Origin of the sequence: Rhodovulum strictum (genome assembly GCF_009649175.1) — a bacterium.
In the GTDB taxonomy this organism is placed as follows: domain Bacteria; phylum Pseudomonadota; class Alphaproteobacteria; order Rhodobacterales; family Rhodobacteraceae; genus Rhodovulum; species Rhodovulum strictum.
Genome location: NZ_WJPO01000040.1, coordinates 1 through 20,066, shown reverse-complemented (window position 1 = coordinate 20,066; position 20,066 = coordinate 1). Strand labels below are relative to the sequence as shown.

Annotated in this window: 20 protein-coding genes and 2 pseudogenes; 2 read left to right on the top strand and 20 right to left on the bottom strand. The window is 67.8% G+C overall.

Features of this window, described 5'->3' with window-relative positions; translation table 11 throughout:
- Positions 1 to 94: 94 nt before the first annotated feature.
- The 16 genes and pseudogenes from GH815_RS17485 to GH815_RS19550 all read right to left on the bottom strand — a co-directional run.
- Positions 95 to 430: pseudogene (locus tag GH815_RS17485) on the bottom strand (transposase); the annotation flags it as partial.
- Between the two features lie 223 nt (positions 431 to 653).
- Positions 654 to 1,610 (bottom strand): carbamate kinase, encoded by a 957-nt coding sequence (gene arcC, locus GH815_RS17480; RefSeq protein ID WP_153750025.1) that lies wholly within the window; start codon positions 1,608 to 1,610, stop codon positions 654 to 656.
- A 3-nt stretch (positions 1,611 to 1,613) separates the two neighbouring features.
- Complete coding sequence (argF, locus tag GH815_RS17475) at positions 1,614 to 2,615, bottom strand: ornithine carbamoyltransferase (protein ID WP_153750024.1); 1,002 nt, start codon at positions 2,613 to 2,615, stop codon at positions 1,614 to 1,616.
- 12 nt (positions 2,616 to 2,627) lie between these two features.
- Positions 2,628 to 3,851: an arginine deiminase gene (locus GH815_RS17470; RefSeq protein WP_153750023.1), complete on the bottom strand. Its 1,224-nt coding sequence runs from the start codon at positions 3,849 to 3,851 to the stop codon at positions 2,628 to 2,630.
- Positions 3,848 to 5,290, bottom strand: coding sequence for a YfcC family protein (locus GH815_RS17465; RefSeq protein WP_153750022.1), 1,443 nt, complete (start codon positions 5,288 to 5,290; stop codon positions 3,848 to 3,850). Before GH815_RS17465 ends, GH815_RS17470 begins: the two co-directional genes overlap by 4 nt.
- A 98-nt stretch (positions 5,291 to 5,388) precedes the next feature.
- Entirely contained in the window at positions 5,389 to 6,198 is an 810-nt protein-coding gene (locus GH815_RS17460) for a F0F1 ATP synthase subunit gamma (protein ID WP_153750021.1), read from the bottom strand.
- Positions 6,191 to 7,717, bottom strand: coding sequence for a F0F1 ATP synthase subunit alpha (locus GH815_RS17455; RefSeq protein ID WP_153750020.1), 1,527 nt, complete (start codon positions 7,715 to 7,717; stop codon positions 6,191 to 6,193). Before GH815_RS17455 ends, GH815_RS17460 begins: the two co-directional genes overlap by 8 nt.
- Positions 7,707 to 8,474 (bottom strand): F0F1 ATP synthase subunit delta, encoded by a 768-nt coding sequence (locus tag GH815_RS17450; protein WP_153750019.1) that lies wholly within the window; start codon positions 8,472 to 8,474, stop codon positions 7,707 to 7,709. Before GH815_RS17450 ends, GH815_RS17455 begins: the two co-directional genes overlap by 11 nt.
- Positions 8,471 to 8,716, bottom strand: coding sequence for a F0F1 ATP synthase subunit C (locus tag GH815_RS17445; RefSeq protein WP_153750018.1), 246 nt, complete (start codon positions 8,714 to 8,716; stop codon positions 8,471 to 8,473). The genes GH815_RS17450 and GH815_RS17445 overlap by 4 nt, the downstream gene beginning before the upstream one ends.
- Positions 8,717 to 9,400, bottom strand: coding sequence for a F0F1 ATP synthase subunit A (locus GH815_RS17440; RefSeq protein WP_211365122.1), 684 nt, complete (start codon positions 9,398 to 9,400; stop codon positions 8,717 to 8,719).
- Complete coding sequence (locus GH815_RS17435; protein WP_153750016.1) at positions 9,397 to 9,675, bottom strand: N-ATPase subunit AtpR; 279 nt, start codon at positions 9,673 to 9,675, stop codon at positions 9,397 to 9,399. The genes GH815_RS17440 and GH815_RS17435 overlap by 4 nt, the downstream gene beginning before the upstream one ends.
- On the bottom strand, positions 9,672 to 9,953 hold the full coding sequence (locus GH815_RS17430; RefSeq protein WP_153750015.1) for an AtpZ/AtpI family protein: 282 nt from the start codon (positions 9,951 to 9,953) through the stop codon (positions 9,672 to 9,674). Before GH815_RS17430 ends, GH815_RS17435 begins: the two co-directional genes overlap by 4 nt.
- Complete coding sequence (locus GH815_RS17425) at positions 9,950 to 10,369, bottom strand: F0F1 ATP synthase subunit epsilon (RefSeq protein WP_246176508.1); 420 nt, start codon at positions 10,367 to 10,369, stop codon at positions 9,950 to 9,952. The genes GH815_RS17430 and GH815_RS17425 overlap by 4 nt, the downstream gene beginning before the upstream one ends.
- Positions 10,366 to 11,778, bottom strand: a complete 1,413-nt coding sequence (gene atpD, locus GH815_RS17420; RefSeq protein ID WP_343030944.1) for a F0F1 ATP synthase subunit beta — start codon at positions 11,776 to 11,778, stop codon at positions 10,366 to 10,368. The genes GH815_RS17425 and atpD overlap by 4 nt, the downstream gene beginning before the upstream one ends.
- Positions 11,779 to 11,983: 205 nt before the next feature.
- Complete coding sequence (locus tag GH815_RS19310) at positions 11,984 to 13,237, bottom strand: DUF2254 domain-containing protein (RefSeq protein ID WP_407072194.1); 1,254 nt, start codon at positions 13,235 to 13,237, stop codon at positions 11,984 to 11,986.
- Positions 13,238 to 13,459: 222 nt separating this feature from the next.
- Positions 13,460 to 13,741 (bottom strand): annotated as a pseudogene (locus GH815_RS19550) (phage portal protein); the annotation flags it as partial.
- Positions 13,742 to 13,954: 213 nt separating this feature from the next.
- Between GH815_RS19550 and GH815_RS17410 the strand changes: the two are divergent.
- Complete coding sequence (locus GH815_RS17410; protein WP_153750027.1) at positions 13,955 to 15,217, top strand: SAM-dependent methyltransferase; 1,263 nt, start codon at positions 13,955 to 13,957, stop codon at positions 15,215 to 15,217.
- A 24-nt stretch (positions 15,218 to 15,241) separates the two neighbouring features.
- Here GH815_RS17410 and GH815_RS17405 read toward each other — a convergent pair whose 3' ends face one another.
- The 4 genes from GH815_RS17405 to GH815_RS17390 form a co-directional block, all read right to left on the bottom strand.
- Positions 15,242 to 15,553: a head-tail joining protein gene (locus GH815_RS17405; protein WP_153750012.1), complete on the bottom strand. Its 312-nt coding sequence runs from the start codon at positions 15,551 to 15,553 to the stop codon at positions 15,242 to 15,244.
- Positions 15,553 to 16,239 carry a major capsid protein gene (locus GH815_RS17400; RefSeq protein ID WP_455363784.1) on the bottom strand — a complete coding sequence of 229 codons (687 nt, stop codon included), beginning with the start codon at positions 16,237 to 16,239 and terminating at the stop codon, positions 15,553 to 15,555. The genes GH815_RS17405 and GH815_RS17400 overlap by 1 nt, the downstream gene beginning before the upstream one ends.
- Positions 16,240 to 16,799: 560 nt before the next feature.
- Complete coding sequence (locus GH815_RS17395) at positions 16,800 to 17,948, bottom strand: baeRF3 domain-containing protein (RefSeq protein WP_153750010.1); 1,149 nt, start codon at positions 17,946 to 17,948, stop codon at positions 16,800 to 16,802.
- Positions 17,949 to 18,011: 63 nt separating this feature from the next.
- A complete protein-coding gene (locus tag GH815_RS17390; protein WP_343030943.1) occupies positions 18,012 to 18,362 on the bottom strand; it encodes an HPF/RaiA family ribosome-associated protein in 351 nt (116 codons plus the stop codon).
- A gap of 625 nt (positions 18,363 to 18,987) precedes the next feature.
- On the opposite strand from GH815_RS17390, the gene GH815_RS17385 reads away from it, so the two are divergent.
- Positions 18,988 to 19,461, top strand: coding sequence for a hypothetical protein (locus tag GH815_RS17385; RefSeq protein ID WP_153750009.1), 474 nt, complete (start codon positions 18,988 to 18,990; stop codon positions 19,459 to 19,461).
- Positions 19,462 to 20,066: the final 605 nt, after the last annotated feature.

Below are 20,066 nucleotides of genomic sequence, written 5' to 3'. Positions count from 1 at the left end.
GCCGTGGAACTGGACACCGGTCGCCGTCGCTCAGGCCGAGGCCGCCTGATCAACCGCGGTGCCAACCGGGCGGTTACGCCGCGCTTGTCATCGGGCCCCCTTTTTTCGCCCGCAGGCTCGAAGCCGTGCGATGCGCCTTCAGGTATGTCGCGTCGATCATCACGACCTTCTCCTGGCCGCCTTCGGACGCCAGCCCCTCCATCATCCGGGCGAAGACCCCCATGTCGCCCCACCGCTTCCATCGGTTGTAGAGGGTCTTCGGCGGGCCATACTCCCGAGGCGCATCGCACCATCGCAACCCATTGCGGTTGATGAAGATTATGCCGCTCAACACCCGTCGGTCATCGACGCGCGGCTTGCCGTGGGACTTCGGGAAGAACGGCTTCAGCCGCTCCATCTGCGCGTCGGTCAGCCAGAAAAGGTTGCTCATCTCCACCCCCGTCAGTTCGGGAGCTTGAATCACGCAGGCCGGACAGCTTCAAGTATATCAATGGGTCCTGACCCTAGGCGCAAGGAGCCTGTTACGGCCGTTCGCCTGAGGCTCCGAGCTTCTCATCACCTAGCGGTAGCAGCGACGCACCCGGCGCAGTGCCTACCACCCGTGATACCAGCGAAGACGTCTGTGCCACTGGCCTCCAGCCCTGTCGGGTTCGCTACCGCTTCTGGGCATCGGGCGATGAGTCGCGATTCTCTGCCGCAACCGAATTCAGCACCTGGGTGCCCGCGCGCCTCTCCACGATTGCGCGCGCGTCCTGCAGGCGGCCGATGCCGGCCATGACGCCGCCCGCCCGCACGAAATCGCAGGCGGCGGTGATCTTCGGTCCCATCGAACCTTCTGCAAAGGTCAGCTCGTCCAGCGCGTCCGGAGTTATGCTGCCGATGGCTTCCTCGTCCGGGCCGCCCCAGTCGCGGAACACCGCCTCCACATCGGTCAGCATCAGCAGCACGTCCGCGTCCAGCTCCCGCGCCAGAAGGGCCGATGTGCGATCCTTGTCGATCACGGCCTCGACGCCCTCCATCTTCCCATCCTTGCCCCGCACGACCGGGATGCCGCCCCCGCCTGCGCAGATCACGCAGACACCGGCCTCGACCAGCATCCGGATCGGGACAATGCCCAGGATTGCGATGGGCAAGGGAGAGGCCACGACGCGGCGCAGGCCGCCCGTGGCCTCCTCGACCATCGACCAGCCGTGCTCGGCACTGACCGGCCCCGCCTCCTTCTCGGTATAGACCGGGCCGATCGGTTTCGTGGGCCGGTCGAATGCGGGATCGGCGGGGTCCACCTCGACCCGGGTCAGCAGCGTGGCGCAATCGGTGCCCCGTGGCAGGGCGTTCATCAGTTCCTGCTCGAGCAGATAGCCGATCATGCCTTCGGTTTCGGCCCCCAGGATATCGAGCGGCCATGGGTTGTCGGGCGCATAGGCGGCGGATCTCAGCGCCATCAGCCCCACCTGGGGGCCATTGCCATGCGCCACGACGATCTGATGATCGCGCGCGAGGTCGGCCAGGGCTGCGGCGGCAATGCGCGCATTGGTGTGCTGCGCCTCGGCGGTCATCGGCTCGCAGCGTTTGAGCAGGGCGTTGCCCCCGAGGGCCACGACGATGCGCATGGCTCAGGCTCCGATGGTGGCGACAAGAACCGCCTTGATGGAATGCAGCCGGTTCTCGGCCTGGTCGAACACCACGGATGCGGGGGATTCGAACACCTCGTCCGTCACCTCCATGCAGTCGATGCCATAGGTCTGGAAGATCTTTTCGCCGGTTGCAGTATCGCGGTTGTGGAAGGCGGGCAGGCAATGCAGGAATTTGGTGTGGGGGTTGCCGGTCCGGTCCATCACGTCTTGCGTCACGGTAAAGGGCGAGAGCAGCGCGATGCGTTCGGCCCAGACGTCTTCCGGCTCGCCCATCGAGACCCAGACGTCGGTGTAGATGTAGTCGCAGCCCTTGACGCCCTCGGCCAGATCTTCGGTTTTCGTGATGCGGGCGCCGCTGGCTTTCGCCAGTTCGCGGCACTGGTCCACCAGCGCAGCGTCAGGCCACAGGCTTTTCGGACCGCAGAGCCGGATATCCAGTCCGATCAGGGCCGCGCCTACCATCAGGGACGTCCCCATGTTGCTGCCGGTATCGCCGATGAAGCAGAATGCCATGTCAGACAGATGCTTGTGGGAGAATTCGTGCATCGTCATCAGATCAGCGAGGATCTGGGTCGGATGAAACTCGTCGGTCAACCCGTTATAGACCGGCACGCCCGCGAACTGCGCCAGAACCTCGGCCTGCGTCTGCCCGAAGCCCCGGTACTCGATGGCGTCATAGTAGCGGCCGAGGACACGTGCAGTATCCTTCATCGTTTCCTTGGTCCCGATATGGCTGCCTGACGGGCCAAGGTAGGTCACATGCGCGCCCTGATCGAAGGCGGCGACCTCGAAGGCGCTGCGGGTGCGGGTGCTGTCCTTCTCGAAGATCAGCGCGATGTTCTTGCCATTCAGCAGGCGCTTTTCGGTGCCCGTTGCCTTGGCTTCCTTGAGGCTGGCCGCAAGGCGCAGCAGAAAGCGCAATTCGTCCGGCGTGAAATCCAGCAGTTTCAAAAAGCTGCGACCGTGCAGATTCTGTGGCATGGGATCGTCCTTTCAAAGGGCGTCGCGGATCAGCGGGCAGGTCATGCAGTGGGAGCCTCCCCGCCCGCGCCCCAGTTCGGCGCCGGAAATGGTGATCACCTCGACGCCGGCCTTGCGCAGCAGGGTGTTGGAATGGGTGTTTCGGGCGTAACCGACGACCACACCGGGACCGATGCACAGCAGGTTGTTGGCGTCATCCCATTGTTCGCGCTGCGACTCGTAGGCATCACCGCCCGTGGGCACGGCGCGCAGCGTCTTCACGCCCAGCGCGCCTGCCACCACGTCGAGGAAGGGGGCAGACTCGGCCGTCACCTCCACCTTGCCGCCCTTGCCGGGGCGTAGCGAATAGGTCTGGATCGCGTCCGTCACCTCGGCAAAGACCGTCACCAGATCGTGGTCGCAGAAGGTGAACACCGTATCCAGATGCATCGACGCGCGCGCCCGCGGGAACTGGCAGGCGATCACCCGCTCCGCCCCGCCGCCCGCGAACAGCGCGCGCGCGACCTGCCCCACCGCCTGCGGAGTGGTGCGCTCGCCCATGCCGATCAGCACGGTCGCATTGCCGATGGGCATCACGTCGCCCCCTTCCAGCGTGGCAAGGCCATGATCGACCAGCGGATCGCCATACCAGACCGGGAACTCCGCCTCCCTGAAGTCGGAGTGGAAGCGGTAGATCGCGGCGAGGTTCAGCGTCTCCAGCCGCCGGGCGGGCCAGAACATCGGGTTCAGCGTCACGCCGCCGTAGATCCAGCAGGAACTGTCGCGCGTGAAGATCTGGTTGGGCATGGGCGGCAGCAGGAAGTCATCCTCGCGCAGCATCGGCGCCACGACGCCCGCCATCGGGATCGGCAGTTCGGTGCGGCTCATCCCGCCGATCAGGATATGCGTCAGCGCGTTGGCCGGCAGCTCCATCAGGCAGGCGTGCAGGTCGGCGGCCAACCCCACGCCGACCGAATTGTCGCTGATCCGGGCATCCAGCAGCCAGCGGCGGGCCTCGGGGTCGGAGACGACCTCCTCCAGCATCTCGCGCAGCAGGACCACCTCGACCCCGCGCTCGCGCAGGACGTCGACAAAGGCCATGTGGTCGATGCGGGCCTGTTTCACCCACAGCACGTCATCGAACAGCAGGCTTTCGGCGTTCGCCGGCGTCAGCCGCGCCATTTCCGAGCCGGGACGATGGAGCATGACGCGGCGCAACTGCCCCGCTTCGGAATGAACGCCATAGGTCAGGGTCATGGGGCGCCTCCAAAGTTGACGGCCAGCGCGAGCGCGGCCATGACGATGACGGTGAGGACCAGCAGAAGCGGCCAGACAAAGCGCAGCCAGCGTTCATAGGGAACGCGGCCGATGGCGAGCCCGCCCATGACCACGGCGGATGTGGGCGTGACCAGGTTGACTATCCCGCTGGCGGTGGCGAAGGCGGTGACCACCAGTTCGCGCTTCACGCCCGCGAAATCGGCCACGGGGGCGAGGATCGGCATCGACAGCACCGCCAGCCCCGACGTGGAGGGGACGAAGAACGACAGGCCCACCTCGATCCAGTAGATCACGAGGATGAAGGCGGTCTGCGACAGGCCCTCGACGCTGGTTTCGGCCGCATGCAGGATGGTGTCGGTGATCATTCCGGCGTCCATCACCACGACGATCCCGCGCGCCAGCCCGATGATCAGTGCCACGCCCAGAAGATCGCGCGCGCCGTTCACAAAAGCCTCCACCAGCTTTCCCTCGCCCAGCCGGGCGATAATGCCGATGACGATGGCGGCGGCGAGGAACAGGCCGCTCATTTCCGCCATCCACCAGCCGCCGATGGAAACGCCCCAGATCATCACGCCAAAGGTCAGCCCGAACAGGACCAGGACGACCTTGTGCAGGCCGGTGAAGGGCGCGCCCTCCGGCTGTTCCTGATCCGCTGTCGCCGACAGGAAATGCGCCTCGTTCGCGGCCTTCCTGTCATGGACCAGCGACTTGGTGGGGTCGGCCCGGACGCGGGCGGCATAGCGCATCACGAAGGCCACCGTGACGACCCAGCACACCGCCAGGATCGCCAGCCGCAGCAGCAGCCCGTCGGCAAAGCTCACCCCCGCCGCATCCGAGGCGATGACCGTCGAGAAGGCGTTGACCGTCGAACCCAGCACCCCAACCCCGGCGCCCAGCAGGATCACGGCCACCGCGGTCAGCGCGTCGTATTTCGCGGCGATCATCACCGGGATCAGCAGGACGTAGAAGGCCAGCGTTTCCTCGGCCATGCCGTAGGTGGTGCCGCCCAGCGCAAACAGCGCCATCAGGATCAGGATCATCCAGTTTTCGCGCCCCTTCAGGCGCAGCATGGCCCGCGCGATGCCGGCATCGATCGCGCCCGTCGCCGTCACCACCCCGATGAAGCCGCCGATGATCAGCACGAACAGCGACACGTCGATGGCATTGGCCGTGTATTCCAGCGGATCGTAGAAGCCGGCGATGGGCGCGAGGATGACGTCGAAGATCCCCTGCGGGTTGGGATCGGCGGGAGCAAAGCTGCCCGCCACCGGCACGTCGCGGCCCAGCGCCTCGGAGGGGACCCGCTCATACTGACCCGCTGGGATGATCCACGTCAGCGCGGCGACCAGGATGATCAGGGCGAAGAGGATGGTGAAAGCGGATGGGAAACGGAACCCCGGCTTCTCGGCGCTCGGCATCGGCGGCTCCCTCGGGCGAAATGCTGGGCACAGCCTAGCGGCCGTGGGGTTCGGCCAGGCTGATCCAGGTTAGGACGGAGACCAGCTTGCTCCTGCGCTCATCGCCCCGCCATGGCCCCCGACGCGATTTCGATGATCTCGGAGGTGATCGCCTCTTGCCGCATCCGTCGCGCCAGGGCTTCCAGCACGCCCAGTTCCTCGTCGATCTGGCGCGACGCCGCGGCCATGGCGGCCATCCGCGCCTCGTTTTCGGCGACAAAGGCGCTGAGCGCCGCGCGGGTCATCAGCGCGTGCAGCCGGTCGAGGCTGAGGCTTGTCGCCAGTTCAGCGGCTGGCAGGTTCGCCAGGGGTGCGGCCTGTTCCGGGGCGTCCCGTGCGGGCGCCAGCGGGAACAGGGCAAGCCGTTGCACCTGCCCCTGTCCCCGCTCCCAGACCGTATGGACGACCGACACCGGCCGCAGGTCCGCTTGCGCAAACACCGCTGCCAGCACCTGATCGGCGAATTTCGGCAGGCTGGCGGAGCGCGAGGGCATCGCGGCGGACCAGACCGGGACAAGCCCGCGCCCGGCGGCGATGGCCGCGCCCCGGCTGCCGATCAGGAACAGGTCGCTGCCGGCCGCGTCCGTCTCCACCGCCTCCAGCACCCGCTCAGAGAATCCGCCGACAAAGCCCTGCTCGGCGCAGAACACCACCACGGCCGGGCGGCCGGGTGTGGGGGGGGCATCTCCGGCGACCCCGGCCATGGCCTGGGCGAGGGCATCGCCCAGGCTGTCGGCATAGTCCTCGACCGCGGCGATCTGGGCGCGGGCGGTGCGGGCGCGCGCGCCGGCGATCCCGGTCATGGCGCGGACCACGTTTCCCAGTTGCCGGATGCCTTCGATCCGGCTGCCAAGCTCGGCGTCAGACATCGTCGTGGTCCGGGTCGTGGTCCAGCGAGGCCGCCAGCGCGCGCAGCGCCTCCAGCAGCGTCGCGCGGTCCTCGGTGCCCAGCTTGCCGGTCTGCCGGATCGCGCGGCCCGCCCCGCTGGCGCCGGTCGCCACCGCCTGCGGCAGCGCCTCGCGGAAGGCCTCCAACTGCGCCGGCGTGAGGGCGTCGAGCAGCCCCTCCTGCACCGCGACCACCAGCGCCACCTGATCCTCCAGCCGCATGGGCGCGTGCTGGGCCTGGCGCAGCACGGCGCGCAGCCGCTGGCCGCGGGTCAGCTGCGCCTGCACCCGCGGCTCGATCGTGCCGCCGAAGCGGGTGAAGATCTCCATCTCCAGAAACTGCGCATAGTCCAGCCGGAGCGACTTCGCGGCATCGCGCAGGGCGTGCGCCTGCGTCTTGCCCCCCACCCGGCTGACCGAGATGCCGACATCGACGGCGGGCTTCTGCCCCTCCTGGAACAGCTGCGCATCCAGCACGATCTGCCCGTCGGTGATGGAGATGAGATTGGTCGGGATATAGGCCGACAGGTTCCCCGCCTCGGTCTGGGCGATGGGCAGCGCCGTCAGCGATCCGCCGCCGCCGGGCGCCGACAGCTTCGCCGCCCGCTCCAGCAGCCGCGCATGGACGTAGAACACATCCCCCGGATAGGCCTCGCGCCCGGGCGACTGGCGGGTGAGCAGCGCGATCTCGCGGTGGGTTGCGGCGTGCTTGCTCAGATCGTCGATCACGATCAGGGCGTGCCGGCCGGCATCGCGGAAATGCTCGGCCATGGTCATGCCGGCGAAGGGGGCGATCCACTGCAGGCCCGGGGGCGTGGCGGGGCCGGCCACGACGACGATGCAGCGCTCGAACGCGCCATGGGTTTCCAGCGCATCCACCGCCCGGCGCACCGCCGATGTCTTCTGGCCGACGGCGACGTAGACGCAGATCATGTCGCTGTCGCGCTGGGCGATGATCGTGTCGATCGCCAGCGTGGTCTTGCCGGTGGCCGGGTCACCCACGATCAGCTCGCGCTGCCCGCGCCCCAGGGCGAACAGCGTATCGACCACCAGCACCCCGGTCTGCACGGGTTCGGTCACCAGATCGCGGTCGACGATGCCGGGCGCGTCGCGTTCCACGGGCAGGGTCGCCTGCGCCACGACCGGGCCCTTGCCGTCCAGCGGGCGGCCCAGCGGGTCGACGATCCGGCCCAGCAGGCCCGGCCCCACCGGCACGCGCACCACCTCGCCCGTGCCGTGCACCGCATCCCCCGCCTGAAGCGCATGGTCGGCGTCCAGCAGCACGCAGCCGATGCGGTCGGGCTCCAGCACCTGGGCAAAGCCGACGGGGCCGGCGTCGAACCGCAGCAACTCGTCCAGCCGCACATCGGGCAGGCCCGAGATCATCGCCACGCCGTCGGCGATCTCCTCGACCCGGCCGCGGTATCGGGCGTGGGGGCCCAGCCGGGCGGCCTGCACCCGGGCGGCGGCGTCGTTCAGCCAGACGGCATCATGCGGCATCGGAGGTGACACCGGCCTTCTGCTCCGGATCGGCAGCCTTCAGCGCGGCTGCGATCCGGTCCAGATCGGCGGCCCAGGAGTTGCGCAGGGTGAAATGCGGGCTGTGCAGTTCATGCCCGGCGATCAGCGCGGGATCGGTGCGGAAGCTCGGCGTGGCAGGCGTGCCCAGCGCGGCAGAGAGGGCCGCGGCGATGCGCTCCTGCGCCGCGGCGTCCTGCGGCGTGGCGCTGATCACCTCCAGGCTGTCAGCCGACAGCGCCTTGCGGTCTGCCGCCGACAGGTCCGTGAGCCCCTGCACCAGCCAGCCCAGAAACGCCGCGTCGATGGCTGCACCGTCCAGCCGTGCCGCCAGCCTGCGGGCGATGGTCACGGCCAGGTCCTGCGCATCCTCCAGGGCTGCGTCCTTCAGCGCGGCGGCGGCGCGGACGCGGGCGGCCTTGGCGGTGTCGTGCAGGGCGGCGGCCTCGGCGCGGGCGGCATCGATCAGGGCCGCGCCTGTCGCCTCGGCCTCCTTGCGCGCGGCGGCGAGGAGGGCGTCGCGTTCCACGGCGATGGCCGCACGGGTTGCCTCCAGGTCCGCCAGCGCCGCATCGGCCTCGGCGCGCGTTGCCTCCGCCTCGTTCAGCAGGGTGGCGGAGCGTGCCTGCCGTTCGGCAATCATCGCTGCGACGGGTTTCCAGAAGAACCGGTGCAGCAGCCAGACCAGAACAAGGACGTTGACCGCCTGAAAGCCAAGGGTCCACAGGTCGAAGCTCATGGCATCATCGGGTTCGCGAACAGCAGCAGAAGCGCGATGACAAGGCAGTAGATCGCCGTCGTCTCGATCATCGCCAGCCCCACGAACAGGGTGCGCGAGATGGTGTTGGCGGCTTCGGGCTGGCGCGCGATGGCATCCATCGCGGCGGCGACCGCGCGGCCTTCGGCCAGGGCCGGGCCGAGGGCGCCGAAGGACACCGCGAAGGCGGCGCAGAAGATGGACATCAGGGCGATATAATCCATTCAGGGCTCCTTGGGTTGGGGGTCGCCCTTTTCCACGGCGCTGGTGATGAACACCATCGACAGGACGGCGAAGATGTAGGCCTGCACCGCGCCCGTCAGCAGATCGAGCGCCATCAGCGGGATCGGCACCAGAAGCGCGGCCAGCGAGCCGACGATGGCGATCACGAACACCCCGCTCATGACGTTGCCGAACAGGCGCACGAACATCGAGAAGCTGCGGGTGATGCTTTCGAGCATGTTGAGCGGGATCATCACCGGATTGGGCAGCGCAAAGCCGCGCAGGAAGCCGCCCACACCGCCCTCCCGGACCCCGAAGAAGATGATCGACAGGAACACCAGCGCGGCAAGGGCAGCGGGGGTTTCCATCGTGGCCGTGGGCGGCGTCACCCCCGGGATCAGCGAGGACCAGTTGGCGATCAGGATGAACAGGAACAGCGTGCCGATGAAGGCGCGGAAGGGGGCGGGCGGCGCCCCCGTCACATCGCGGATCTGCTGATCGACCGCGCCGACCAGCAGTTCCGCCGCCGCCTGGGTGGGCGAGGGAACCAGGGTCAGCCGACGGGTCAGCAGCACGGCCGCCAGCACCAGCACGGCCATGATCGCCCATGTGGTCACGACCGCAGGCATGATCGGCACCGGGCCGGCCATGAACAGGGGCACGGACTGCAGCGGGCTGTCCATCAGATCCCCTCCGCCCGCACGCGGCGCATCATCCACCAGCGCCCGATCAGCAAGCCCATACTGGCCGCCAGAAGCGACCCCGCCCCCTGCAGCGCGGCAAGGACCAGCACCCCGCCCAACCCCGCCAGCCGCGCCAGCACCAGGGCCACGCCGAACAGGGGCGCGCCCCGACGGTCCGACAGCAGCAGATCGGCGCTGAACCGCACCAGGCGAAAGTAGATCAGGCCGAGCGCCACCCCGCCCGCCAGCCACAGCGCCAGGATCGGGGCGGTACTCATGCGCTGCCCATCCAGCGCCAGGCGAACCAGCCACCGAGGCCCAGCCCCACCATCAGCAGCGGCGCCGTCCAGAACAGGCCGGTCTCGAACCGCGCGTCCAGCCACCGGCCCAGCGCGATCCCCCCCAGCATCGGGGCCACGATGATCCAGCCAAGCACACCGATCTGGGCCAGGCGGCGGGCCACCGACGGCTCTCCGTCGCGCGCCCAGGCGGCGCGGCGGGCCTGATGCCGGCGCACCTCCGTCACCAGGGGATCCTTGTCCTGCGGTTCGCTCAATGGCCCGCCCCCCTCGGTTTCGGCTGCAACCGCGACAGCATCTGGCGCATGACATGCAGTTGCAGGCGCGTGGTCTCCACATGCTCCACCCGCTCCTCGTCGAGGTTGGCGCGGAAGCGCGACAGCACCTCGCGGTCGAGCCGGTCGAGATCGTCGCCGGTCACCGCCTCGCGCGTGGCGATGGCCACCTTGCCCGCCCGCACCGTCAGCGCCCCGCCGCGCACGGCACAGAAATGGGCCGCGCCGTCGGGGGTGACCCAGGTCACGACCGAGACCGCAAGCCGGGTCAGGAAGTCGGCGTGCCCCGGCAGGATGCCGAAGCTGCCGCTGGCATCGGCGGCGCGCAGGCGTATCGCCGGCTGGTCCACGATCACCGCGAGCGGCGTGACGATGCGCAGGGGCAGGACGGCGGTCATCCGGCAGCCCCCCCCTTTTCCTTTGCGCGGGCATCGGCAAGCGTGCCGATCATGTAGAGCGAGGCCTCGGCCCACCCGTCCGTCTCGCCGTCCAGGATCGCGCGGCATCCCGCCAGCGTGTCGGCGCGGCTGACGGACTGCCCGGGCGTGCCGGTGAACGCCTCGGTCACCGCGAAGGGCTGGCTGAAGAACCGCTGCAGGCGCCGGGCGCGGGCCACGATCCGCTTGTCGGCGCTGCCCAGCTCCTCGATCCCCAGCAGCGAGATGATGTCCTGCAACTCGGCGAACCGCGCCAGCGTCTCGCGCACCTCGCCCGCGATGCTGTAATGCGCCTCGCCCACCACCGCCGGGTCCAGCAGCGTCGAGGACGACGCCAGCGGATCGATCGCCGGGTAGAATCCCTGGCTTGCCAGCGCGCGCGACAGCACGATCACGCAATCCATGTGCCCCGAGATCGTGGTGACCGCCGGATCGGTGAAATCATCGGCCGGCACATAGACCGCCTGGATCGAGGTGACCGCGGCGCCGGCCACCGAGGCGATGCGCTCCTGCAGCCCCGCCACCTCGGTGGCCAGCGTCGGCTGATAGCCCACGCGCGACGGCAACCTGCCCAGCAGGCTGGAGACCTCGGCCCCCGCCTGCACGAAGCGGAACACGTTGTCCATCAGCAGCAGGACATTCTGCTGTTTCGTGTCGCGGAAGAATTCCGAGATGGTCAGCGCGGTCAGCGGCGCCCGCCAGCGCGCGCCCGGCGGTTCGTTCATCTGGCCATAGACCAGCACCGTGCGCGGCAGCACCCCCGACTCCGCCATCTCGGTCAGCAGCTCATGGCCCTCGCGCGAGCGCTCGCCGATGCCGGCAAAGACCGAAATCCCCTTGTATTTCTCGACCATGGCGTGGATCAGCTCCATCACCAGGACGGTCTTGCCCACGCCGGCGCCGCCGAACATCGCGGCCTTGCCGCCCTGGGCCATCGGGGTCAGCAGGTCGATGACCTTGATGCCCGTCTCGAAGACCTCGGTGGTGGTGCTTTGCGCAGAGAGCGGCGGCGGGGCCGCATGGATCGACCGGCGCGGGGTCTCGGCCGGCAGCGCGCCCTCCAGATCGCGGACCTCTCCCGTCACGTCCAGAAGCCGCCCCAGCACCGCCGCGCCCACCGGCACCATGATCGGCGCCCCGGTCGAGCGCACGGCCACGCCGCGCGACAGCCCCGCGGTCGCCTGCAGGGCCACGGCGCGGATCGTTGTCAGGTCAAGGTGACTCTGCACCTCCAGCAGCAAGGGGCCGGGGCGGTCCCAGTCCACCCTCAGCGCGTCGTTCAGCGCCGGCAGCGTGCCCGCGTCATAGCGCACATCGACGACCGCACCGCGCACGGCATGGACATGCCCTGAAGGTTCCGGGTGCGGCACAGCCTGTCCTTTCGAAGCCCCACCCTGTGGGGCGCGCTCCCATCTTGCCCGATCAGGGGATGGACGTGCTGACATGCATCAGTCCCGGCGCCGTCCTTTCCAGAGATGGTTCGCCAGACCGGGAGTCCGGCTGCCGAGGAGTATCAGGGTCGGTATGGTGACAGAGGAAACAGACATGCGACCATGTGACCGAGTGTCCCAAGGTCTATGGCCCATCGGTCCCTGCAAAGGGCAGTACGCTGTGCACCGCGGCAAGGTCGGCGGGCAACATTCCGGCGGCTTCGGCGGCGTCCAGCGCATAGGCGCTCATCCGGATAGATGCCTCGGAAAAGGCCGCCGGTGCGACCTGCTGCAGGGCCTGCAGGGACTTCTGCAGCCGTATCTGCACCTCGACCACGCCGGCGCCGTCGCGGGCGATGGGGCGAAACGCGTCCTCGATCATCTCGGCGCCGGAGAGGGCCGGGACGACGACATCGGGAAACGTCGGGTCCGGTGCCATCGGGGTTCGCCAGAGCGAGAGTACTCGCACCAGCCGGCCGAGCACGTCGATCGCCGTCCCGGGGTCGTTCACCGCAGGCGACAGCGCCCGCGAAGCGATCTCGCTCAGCACGATCACGCCAAAGCGCGGGTCATGGGAAAAGGTGCGTGTATCGCCGATGCTGACCGCCTTGCACGCGGCCTCTCGGTTCTCGTCGGGCAGCGAGCCGCCGTCCAGTATCAGCACCGGTGCGCCCTCGATCACGAAGTCGCCGGGCAGACAGAGCAGGTGCAGTTGCCCGCCCGCGGCCGCGGCGGCGTCCTGCAGCGCGGCCGTGTCGATGCGCTGCACATAGCCGGTCGTGTGCGCACCGATCCGGACCCCGGAAGTCGGAACCTCGCCCTGCCGCGGACGGCCGCCCAGCCAGGGGTTCTCCAGCCGCGCCTTCAGCGACCTTGTCGCGGCCCGTTCGATGCGGCTCAGCGTGTCGGCCATCCGCCCGAAGCTCATCAGATGGTCGATCCAGCGGATCAGAGCCGCCACCACCAGAACGACCACCACCAGCGTTGCGAAATAGAGGATGACCCGGCCTGCGTCGTCGTAGAGCTGCGCCTTCAGGCCGATAAGCCCCAGCAACCCGAACAGGAAGGCGCCGATAAAGGTTGCCAGCACATTCTGTGTGGTCGGGTCCTCCTGAAGCAGCGCGGTGGCGCGGGGTGTGGCGGAGCTTGCGGCGGCGGCGAAGGCCGAGACGGCGACGGAGAGCGAAAAGGTCGTCACCACCAACATCGAGGAGGAGACGATCGACAGAATGTCCTCCACAGCATCTGCGCCCACCGTCGCGTGCAGGCCCCCCGGCAAAAGCGGACCCAGCAACTGCGCCATCACCGCCGTCAAAAGGGCCAGTCCGGCAAAGGCCACGATGCGGACCCAAGCCTTGTGGAGCTTCAGCAGCAGCCACCAAAGGGGGCGCGAGGTCATCCGTGTCTCCGCGGCGGGGCGGTCGGCTCCTGCGGCCGATCCGTCAAGCACATCATGGCCGATCCCGTCGCAGGAGAACAGGCCCGAGCCACCCGTCTCGGAGACGGTGGGCGAGGTCGCGCTGCGCGCTGCGCATGCCATCCTACAGCACCGGGTGACCTCGTGCCGCTTCAGCGCGTTGTGGATGGCGACCGCATCGAACACCGACCCGCCCGGGCTGTTCAGCCCCAGCGAGGCCGAGACCGCGAGCAGCGTGCGGTAATGGAACGCCTCGTAGCCGCCGCCCACGTCCGCGGGGCTCGAGGACTTCACGTCCTCGCCGGGCAGCAGCCCCTGCATGGTGTCGGGCTCGAGGCTTGCGAGGGCGGCCCCGTCGGCATCCGCCTCGGCCTCGCCCAGCATCGCCTCTTGCGGCGCGGTCCTGGTGATGAAGCCCGCGAGCATCGCCGCGGTCTTCTTCCGGTCGAGCTCGGCATCGTCGTACTGATCGAGCAGGAAAAGGCGTGCTGTTCAGCTTGAGTTTCATCGCGGGTCACACGAAGCGCAGGTCGACGGTCCGGAGCAGCCGCTTGCGGTCGGCGGTCACGCGGGGATTCGCCTGTTTCGTTGGTGGTGCTTGTGGTAGAGGGATGGGTGTGTCGGGCGGCGGTGATGTTGCGATGGGTTTGAATGAATGGTTTGTCCGCTCACGGCCCGGAGCGGCCGGAAGGCAGTTTGATGCCGGCTGCTGACCAGCAAACGCGGACGAAGGGCGCGTGTACGGATGAGCCGCGCGTTCTGAAAACCACAAAGGGCGAGCGTGACCTGCCATGGTGGTTCGCCTCCTCTTTTGCGGTTCTGCAGGGGCTGAAGGCAGGCCAGATCGACATCACACTGCCCGACGGACGCATCTTTCGTGTCGAAGGGCCGGCGCCGGGACCGAGGGCCCGGATCGAGGTGCAGCACCCCGGCCTGTTCGCCCGGTTGGCTCGCGAAGGCGAACTCGGCTTCTGCGAGGCCTATGTCGATGGTTGGTGGCAAACGCCTGACCTTCAGGTGCTGCTCGACGTGCTCTTGACGAGCCGTGTCAGGGTCGAGCGTTCCTTTCCGGGGGCCGGGCTCGTGCGGCACTACCGGGCAGCCATGCACTGGCTGAACCGCAACACGCGCTCGCAGGCGAAGCGCAACATCGCGGCGCATTATGATCTCGGCAACGACTTCTATGCGCACTGGCTCGACGAGACGATGACCTACTCCTCGGCGCTGTTCGAGGACACCGGAGAGGACCTCGCGGCGGCGCAGCGGCGCAAGTACGCAAGCGTTTGCGACCGGATCGGAGCCAACGAGGCAACGCATCTGCTGGAGATCGGCTGCGGCTGGGGCGGGTTCGCCGAATATGCCGCCCGGGAGCGGGGGGCGCGGATCACCGGGCTGACGATCAGCCGGGAGCAGCACGACTTCGCAAGGCGAAGGATGTTCGAGGCAGGGCTTGCGGATCGGGTCGACATCGTGCTCCGCGACTACCGCTACGAGCGCGGCAGCTACGACGGCATCGCGTCGATCGAGATGATCGAGGCGGTCGGCGAAAAATACTGGCCGGTGTACTTCCATACGGTGCACGACCGGCTCAAGCCCGGGGCGCGTGCAACGATCCAGGTCATCACGGTCCCGGATGCGCTGTTTCCCACCTACCGCCGGAACGTCGACTTCATCCAGAAGTACATCTTCCCCGGCGGCATGCTGCCGAGCCCCACTGTGCTCAGCGAGCAGATCGAAAGGGCCGGTTTGACGCTGGTTGGCTCCGTCCAGTTCGGCAAGAGTTATTCGGAGACCCTGCGCCGTTGGCACGCCCGCTTCAATTCGGCATGCGACGAGATCTCTGCCATGGGTTTTGACGAGCGCTTTCGACGGATGTGGACGTTCTATCTGGCCTCATGTGCGTCCGCCTTCCGAAACGGGACGACCGACGTCGCTCAGGTTACGATGCGACGCCCGACGTGATGTCGAGCTTCAGCTTCATCGCGATCAGGCCGGGCGCAGATCGACGGTCCAAACCAGTCGCTCGCGGTCGCGGACGGGCTCGCCGTGGATGAGGAAGTCCTCGCCGTCGAGCTCGATCCGGTCGCCGGGGCGGGGGGTGGGCACCTCGGCCACGCGCAGGTCGAGGCGGGTGGTCTCGGACCAGAGCCGCACCTCGCCGAAGCCGGTGATCTCGTCCGCGCGGCGGAGGGCCACGCGGACGAGTTTCGGGCTGCCGCCCTCGGCGATGTAGACGGCGTCGCGAGCGATGTTGGCGTCGGCGAAGAGCGCGTCCAGCGCCGCGGCGACGGCGGTCATCAGGTCCGCCGTGCCGACCGCAGCACCTGCGGGCGGGTGCAGATCGGGAGCGGATTGCTCTCGATCTCCAGCCGCACCCATTCGTCGCGGTCCCGGTCGGGGATCATGCGGGCGTAGAGCGGCAGGCCGAGGGTGTTGACGGTCTCGAAGGTGTCGGCGGGGGCATGGTAGATCTCGAACAGGCCCTCGACGCCCTCGGGGTAGAAGTACGCCTTGTCGGTGGGTTCGCCGAAGCCGAGGCCGCCGCGGTAGCGGCGGAAGGTGATGCCGCCGAAGCTGACCTCCTCGCCCACGCGGCCACGCAGATCGGCTGCTGCTGCGGTGTTGAGGTAGGTATCGCGCACCTCCTTGTGGGCGACGAGGTCGGCGGAGAAGCCCGAGCCGCATTCGGCGCGAAGCTGCACCTGGCCGACCGCGAGGCCGCCAAGGCTGTGCTCGACGCTCTCGATCAGCGCCTGGCAGCGCTTGCGCAGCGCCCCCGAGGCCGGGGTGGCGTTGTCGAGGTCGAAGTCGATCTCGGCCGCGGGCGCGATGTTGAACTCGGTGTAGCAGTCGATCACCGTGGCCCCATCCCTGGGGTCCTTCACCACGCCCTGGATACCGTTGAAGAGGTGGAACTCGAACGTGGCCTCGGCGTCGTTGCGCAGCCACCCGAGCTTGGGCGCCGACATGGGTCGCAATGACATGCGACGTCCAGCGCCACGCCTCCCGGTTCCGCAGCGCCGCATCGTCGAGGGAGGCAGGCCGCACATTCTCGGCCAGCAACCCACTGTTGGACAACACAGCAAGGCTGTGCTCCGGGCCAACCGTCCAGGTGCAGACATGAGGCGCCTGCGCCAGCGGGACGCAAGGCGCCGGCAGGTCATAGGCCATCAGGCGCTACTGCTCCGCCGCGGCTCCGCAACAGAACGAGGCAGCTGCCGCGGCGGCGAGTGCAGTGGTGCGGACGGGAACCATGACGACACCCTGCTGTTGCAGGCCTGGGGCGCCGGGCACGGGCTGCCGTCAAGCCCAAACGGATCATGACCGTCCGCAATGGGCGGGCGGAAAGCGGACCGATGCGGGCGCGGCAGCGGCGTCGCGGCATACGTAGGAAGCGCCCAGGGCTCGAGGGGATCGGTCAGAGTGGCGACCAGACGCAGGGGCCGCGGCCGAGGTCGTTTGCGCCTCGCCGGCACGTGATCTTACGGAGAAGGAAGGCGAAATTGAAGGTCTCGAGCCTCACCCCCATCGGACTTTGCCGCCGTCAGTACCGCAGGACCGCGGCCATTAGGGTGCCTTCGGGCAAGCGATCCGGCGGAACCATCCAGATCACGCCACCGTTGCGCAGCGTCGATTGTGCCGCCCGCTCCTGGTCGTTGCGGATGGCGGGGTCGATGCCTTCCGCAGGTCCGGTGCGGTTATCGGGCAGGCCCGACAAGCCCTGGTGTTCCGCAACGAAAAGCTGCTCGACACGGCCATCCGGTGCGGCGGCGTTCAGGTGTTGGGGGTCGGTGCAGGCCGTCGCATCGCCGCGCCCGATCAGCGCGTCAAGTTGCTCAAGCGCGGTCTCTCGGGCCTTGTCATGGATCGGCTTCATCACGGCAGCGGCGGCGGCGTGAATCGCCGCCTCGTCAAGCGCAACGGGATTGACCTCCACAAAACCGGCGATCAGCGGGGCAAGCGCCTCGTCCTTGAGGACATGGCCGCCGATCTCGGCATCGGCGACCACGACGATGCGATGCGGGTCGCGGGCCAGATGGGTCGACAGCGCCGACGAGATGCGGCGGGCATACTCGACAAGTCGCCCCTTGCGCCAGTCCTCGGGGCTGTCGCCATAGACCTGTGTCTTGGGCATGTTCTTGCCGCCGGTATTGGGCCGGCCATAGCCATGCGACTGCAACGATGCTTCGTGATCCGGCGCCTCGTCCAGCGACTCGATGCTGGCCGGCAGGCCGGGAATATCCGCTGCGGTCATGGCAAACCGGGTTGCCTGCCAGAGATGGGCCGCCTCGGCGGTCAAGGTCAGGATCATAAACTCCGCGTGCTGCTGCTGAAGAGGCAGGAGCGGCGATATATGAAACCCGGCGCCTGCAACGGCCAGTTCGGGCACCGCAACCGGAAGCTTGATGGCCTGCATTCCCGCATCGGACAGATACAGCGCCAGCCCCGGCGCCTGATGCTGCCAGAAGTCATGATCTTCGATCAGATCGACAGCCGGCGACAGAAGCGCCTCGGTCTCGGCCTCGCTGACATCCAGCCGGGCAAGCTGGTCGCGCGCCTGCCTGAGAAGGTTCTTGAGGATGATCGGGTTCTGCTGGGTCTCTCTCCCAAGGATTTGCATGGGCAAGTAGAGCGAGACCGCAATGATCGGCGCAGCCTCGACAAGCTCGGTGAGGTCAGAGCGCGAAAACATCGATGCTCCTTTCGGTTTGTGGAGGGGCTGTTCGACGGGCTGCTGTCTGGTGCGGTTGACGCTTCACAGCGGATCCAGATCGCGGACCGAATGGCCGCCCTTGGCGTTGTTCTGACGGCCTGCACTGCTTTCCAGCTTGCGCTGCATCTTTTTCAGCGCGCCAAGGCTGGCCTCTTGCAGCGTGCCGGCCTGATGGGTCACGGCCATCGGCTGCTGGCCGGTCGGGCGCACTTCAAGCAGGCAGCGCTTGTCGTCGATTCCGCCCTTGGCGGCGTTCTGGTCGCTCAGGTGCACCTCGACGCGGGTGATCTGGGCGGCAAAGCGGGACAGCCCGTCCCGGACATCGGCCTCGACCTGAGCGGTCAGGGCGTCGTGCCCTTCGATATTGTCGTCGGTATTGATCTGGATCTGCACGCCGTCTCCTTTCGGTTTGATTGTCGGGGGTCGGCACGATTGTCCCGCCGGACTTCATGCAATGGCGGCGGTGGCGACCATCCCGGTGGACAAGCGCTCGTTTCGCACAGAGCGCGACCAATCCGGAGGGAAGGGGGACGCCGACGCTGTCGACACGAACGGATCCGGCTGGCCAAGCCTCCGCGGATTAGTTTGCATGGCAACATGCCCTTCGCTATCGTGAGGCATCTCCGCCGCCATCCGGCCGCTCAGCGCATTCCAGTTCTACAGGCGATACACTCGCAGTATCGTCTCCACCGGAATCGGCGGGTGCCCGCCCTCGTTCCGGCCTTGGGGCAATGCGGCGTAGTCAGTGCCACCAGACGACCTCAGGGGAACGCCGTATCCCTCTCGGTCGGGAACTGCTCGCGCCGCGTCACCTTCTTCTTCATGGCGTGATGGAGGCCGGGCAAGGCGGGCTGCTTCGGCAGCCGAAAGGCTCCCGCAGGCGTTGTTCCAGTCTGTCGGATCATGCCGGAAACTGCCGGTCTTTCGGACATTCCCTGACACGAAAGCCGCCGGTTCGGATCAGAACCAACGCCCGCGGCCGTACCAGCCGCCTCCGCCGATCAAGGCGACGACGAGAATGATGATGAGGATTGTGGGCACGTCCATGAACTTTCCTCCTGTCGGTACCTTTGCGGCAACCGCTGCTCAAGATGAGCAAAGCATCTCGCACGATTGGCACTCCACTGAACGTTACAGCGCAGTGCGCAGCCCCGCCCTAACCTGGATCAGCAACGAGGCCCTTGATGCCAGGAGCAGGCCAGTTCAGATCTACGCCGGTCACCGCGGGACCCGTGAAACGCCGCTCTTTGCGAAGAAAGGCCGCTCTTGGGAACGCTCCACAGCAGCGAAAACGGCGCCTGATCGGCAGCAATGGGCCAATCACGTTGCTGCACCTGCAAACCGATACGGATCGCGGCGCGACATACGGATGGCGATAACCGATTCAGACGCCGTCGCAAGGTCTCCTTCCTTCGGTTTAGAACCGGTGGAACAAACACGCGGCGCAGTTGTCGGAATGCGCGTCGGTGAAAATTCCGAGGCCGACGCATAGGGTGTCAGCAAGGCATGGCGTGATTCAGGAAGCGGGACGGCGTGGCGGAAGGACAGCTTGAGACCTTGTTGGCGGAACTGGTGCGGGTGCGGGACGACGATGACGCGCGCCTCGAGGTTCTCGACAGGGCGAGTTTCTCAATGCTCCATCGGTCGGCGCTGGGCGGCCAGCTGATCGCAAGGATCTGCGCGACCGAAGAGACCGCGCCGGAGCTGGAGCCCCTCACCGAACTGCTGGGGTCGGCTCCGGACGCCGCACGCATCGCGCGCGAGACGCAAGAAGCGCGGCAGCGCCTTCCTGCAGACTGTGGCCGATGCGGTCGCCCTGGCGTCCGGGCAGGACCGGTTGTCCCCGTTCCATCGGCTGCTTCTTGCAAGCGCCTGGACTCGGAACGGCCTGTCCGCACCGGCCACTTTGGAACTTTCTCCAACGGACATCGACGGATCCGGCCTTGCGCCTGGCATCCTGGATCGCACCGTGGCCGATGCCCTGCTGGATGATCTGTTCCGCACCCTCACGCCGAAGATGGTAAGCGACCGCCCAGTACCCTCGTTGCCTGAGGTGGTCTGCTGTCCGAGATGACGCCCGTAACGACGGAGGTGTCA

Coding starts and splice junctions, on each gene's coding strand:
- arcC (WP_153750025.1), bottom strand. CDS start 1,610: ATGCGCATCGTCGTGGCCCTCGGGGGCAACGCCCTGCTCAAACGCTGC.
- argF (WP_153750024.1), bottom strand. CDS start 2,615: ATGCCACAGAATCTGCACGGTCGCAGCTTTTTGAAACTGCTGGATTTC.
- GH815_RS17470 (WP_153750023.1), bottom strand. CDS start 3,851: ATGACCCTGACCTATGGCGTTCATTCCGAAGCGGGGCAGTTGCGCCGC.
- GH815_RS17465 (WP_153750022.1), bottom strand. CDS start 5,290: ATGCCGAGCGCCGAGAAGCCGGGGTTCCGTTTCCCATCCGCTTTCACC.
- GH815_RS17460 (WP_153750021.1), bottom strand. CDS start 6,198: ATGTCTGACGCCGAGCTTGGCAGCCGGATCGAAGGCATCCGGCAACTG.
- GH815_RS17455 (WP_153750020.1), bottom strand. CDS start 7,717: ATGCCGCATGATGCCGTCTGGCTGAACGACGCCGCCGCCCGGGTGCAG.
- GH815_RS17450 (WP_153750019.1), bottom strand. CDS start 8,474: ATGAGCTTCGACCTGTGGACCCTTGGCTTTCAGGCGGTCAACGTCCTT.
- GH815_RS17445 (WP_153750018.1), bottom strand. CDS start 8,716: ATGGATTATATCGCCCTGATGTCCATCTTCTGCGCCGCCTTCGCGGTG.
- GH815_RS17435 (WP_153750016.1), bottom strand. CDS start 9,675: ATGAGTACCGCCCCGATCCTGGCGCTGTGGCTGGCGGGCGGGGTGGCG.
- GH815_RS17425 (WP_246176508.1), bottom strand. CDS start 10,369: ATGACCGCCGTCCTGCCCCTGCGCATCGTCACGCCGCTCGCGGTGATC.
- GH815_RS19310 (WP_407072194.1), bottom strand. CDS start 13,237: ATGACCTCGCGCCCCCTTTGGTGGCTGCTGCTGAAGCTCCACAAGGCT.
- GH815_RS17410 (WP_153750027.1), top strand. CDS start 13,955: ATGCCGGCTGCTGACCAGCAAACGCGGACGAAGGGCGCGTGTACGGAT.
- GH815_RS17405 (WP_153750012.1), bottom strand. CDS start 15,553: ATGACCGCCGTCGCCGCGGCGCTGGACGCGCTCTTCGCCGACGCCAAC.
- GH815_RS17400 (WP_455363784.1), bottom strand. CDS start 16,239: ATGTCATTGCGACCCATGTCGGCGCCCAAGCTCGGGTGGCTGCGCAAC.
- GH815_RS17395 (WP_153750010.1), bottom strand. CDS start 17,948: ATGTTTTCGCGCTCTGACCTCACCGAGCTTGTCGAGGCTGCGCCGATC.
- GH815_RS17385 (WP_153750009.1), top strand. CDS start 18,988: ATGATGATGAGGATTGTGGGCACGTCCATGAACTTTCCTCCTGTCGGT.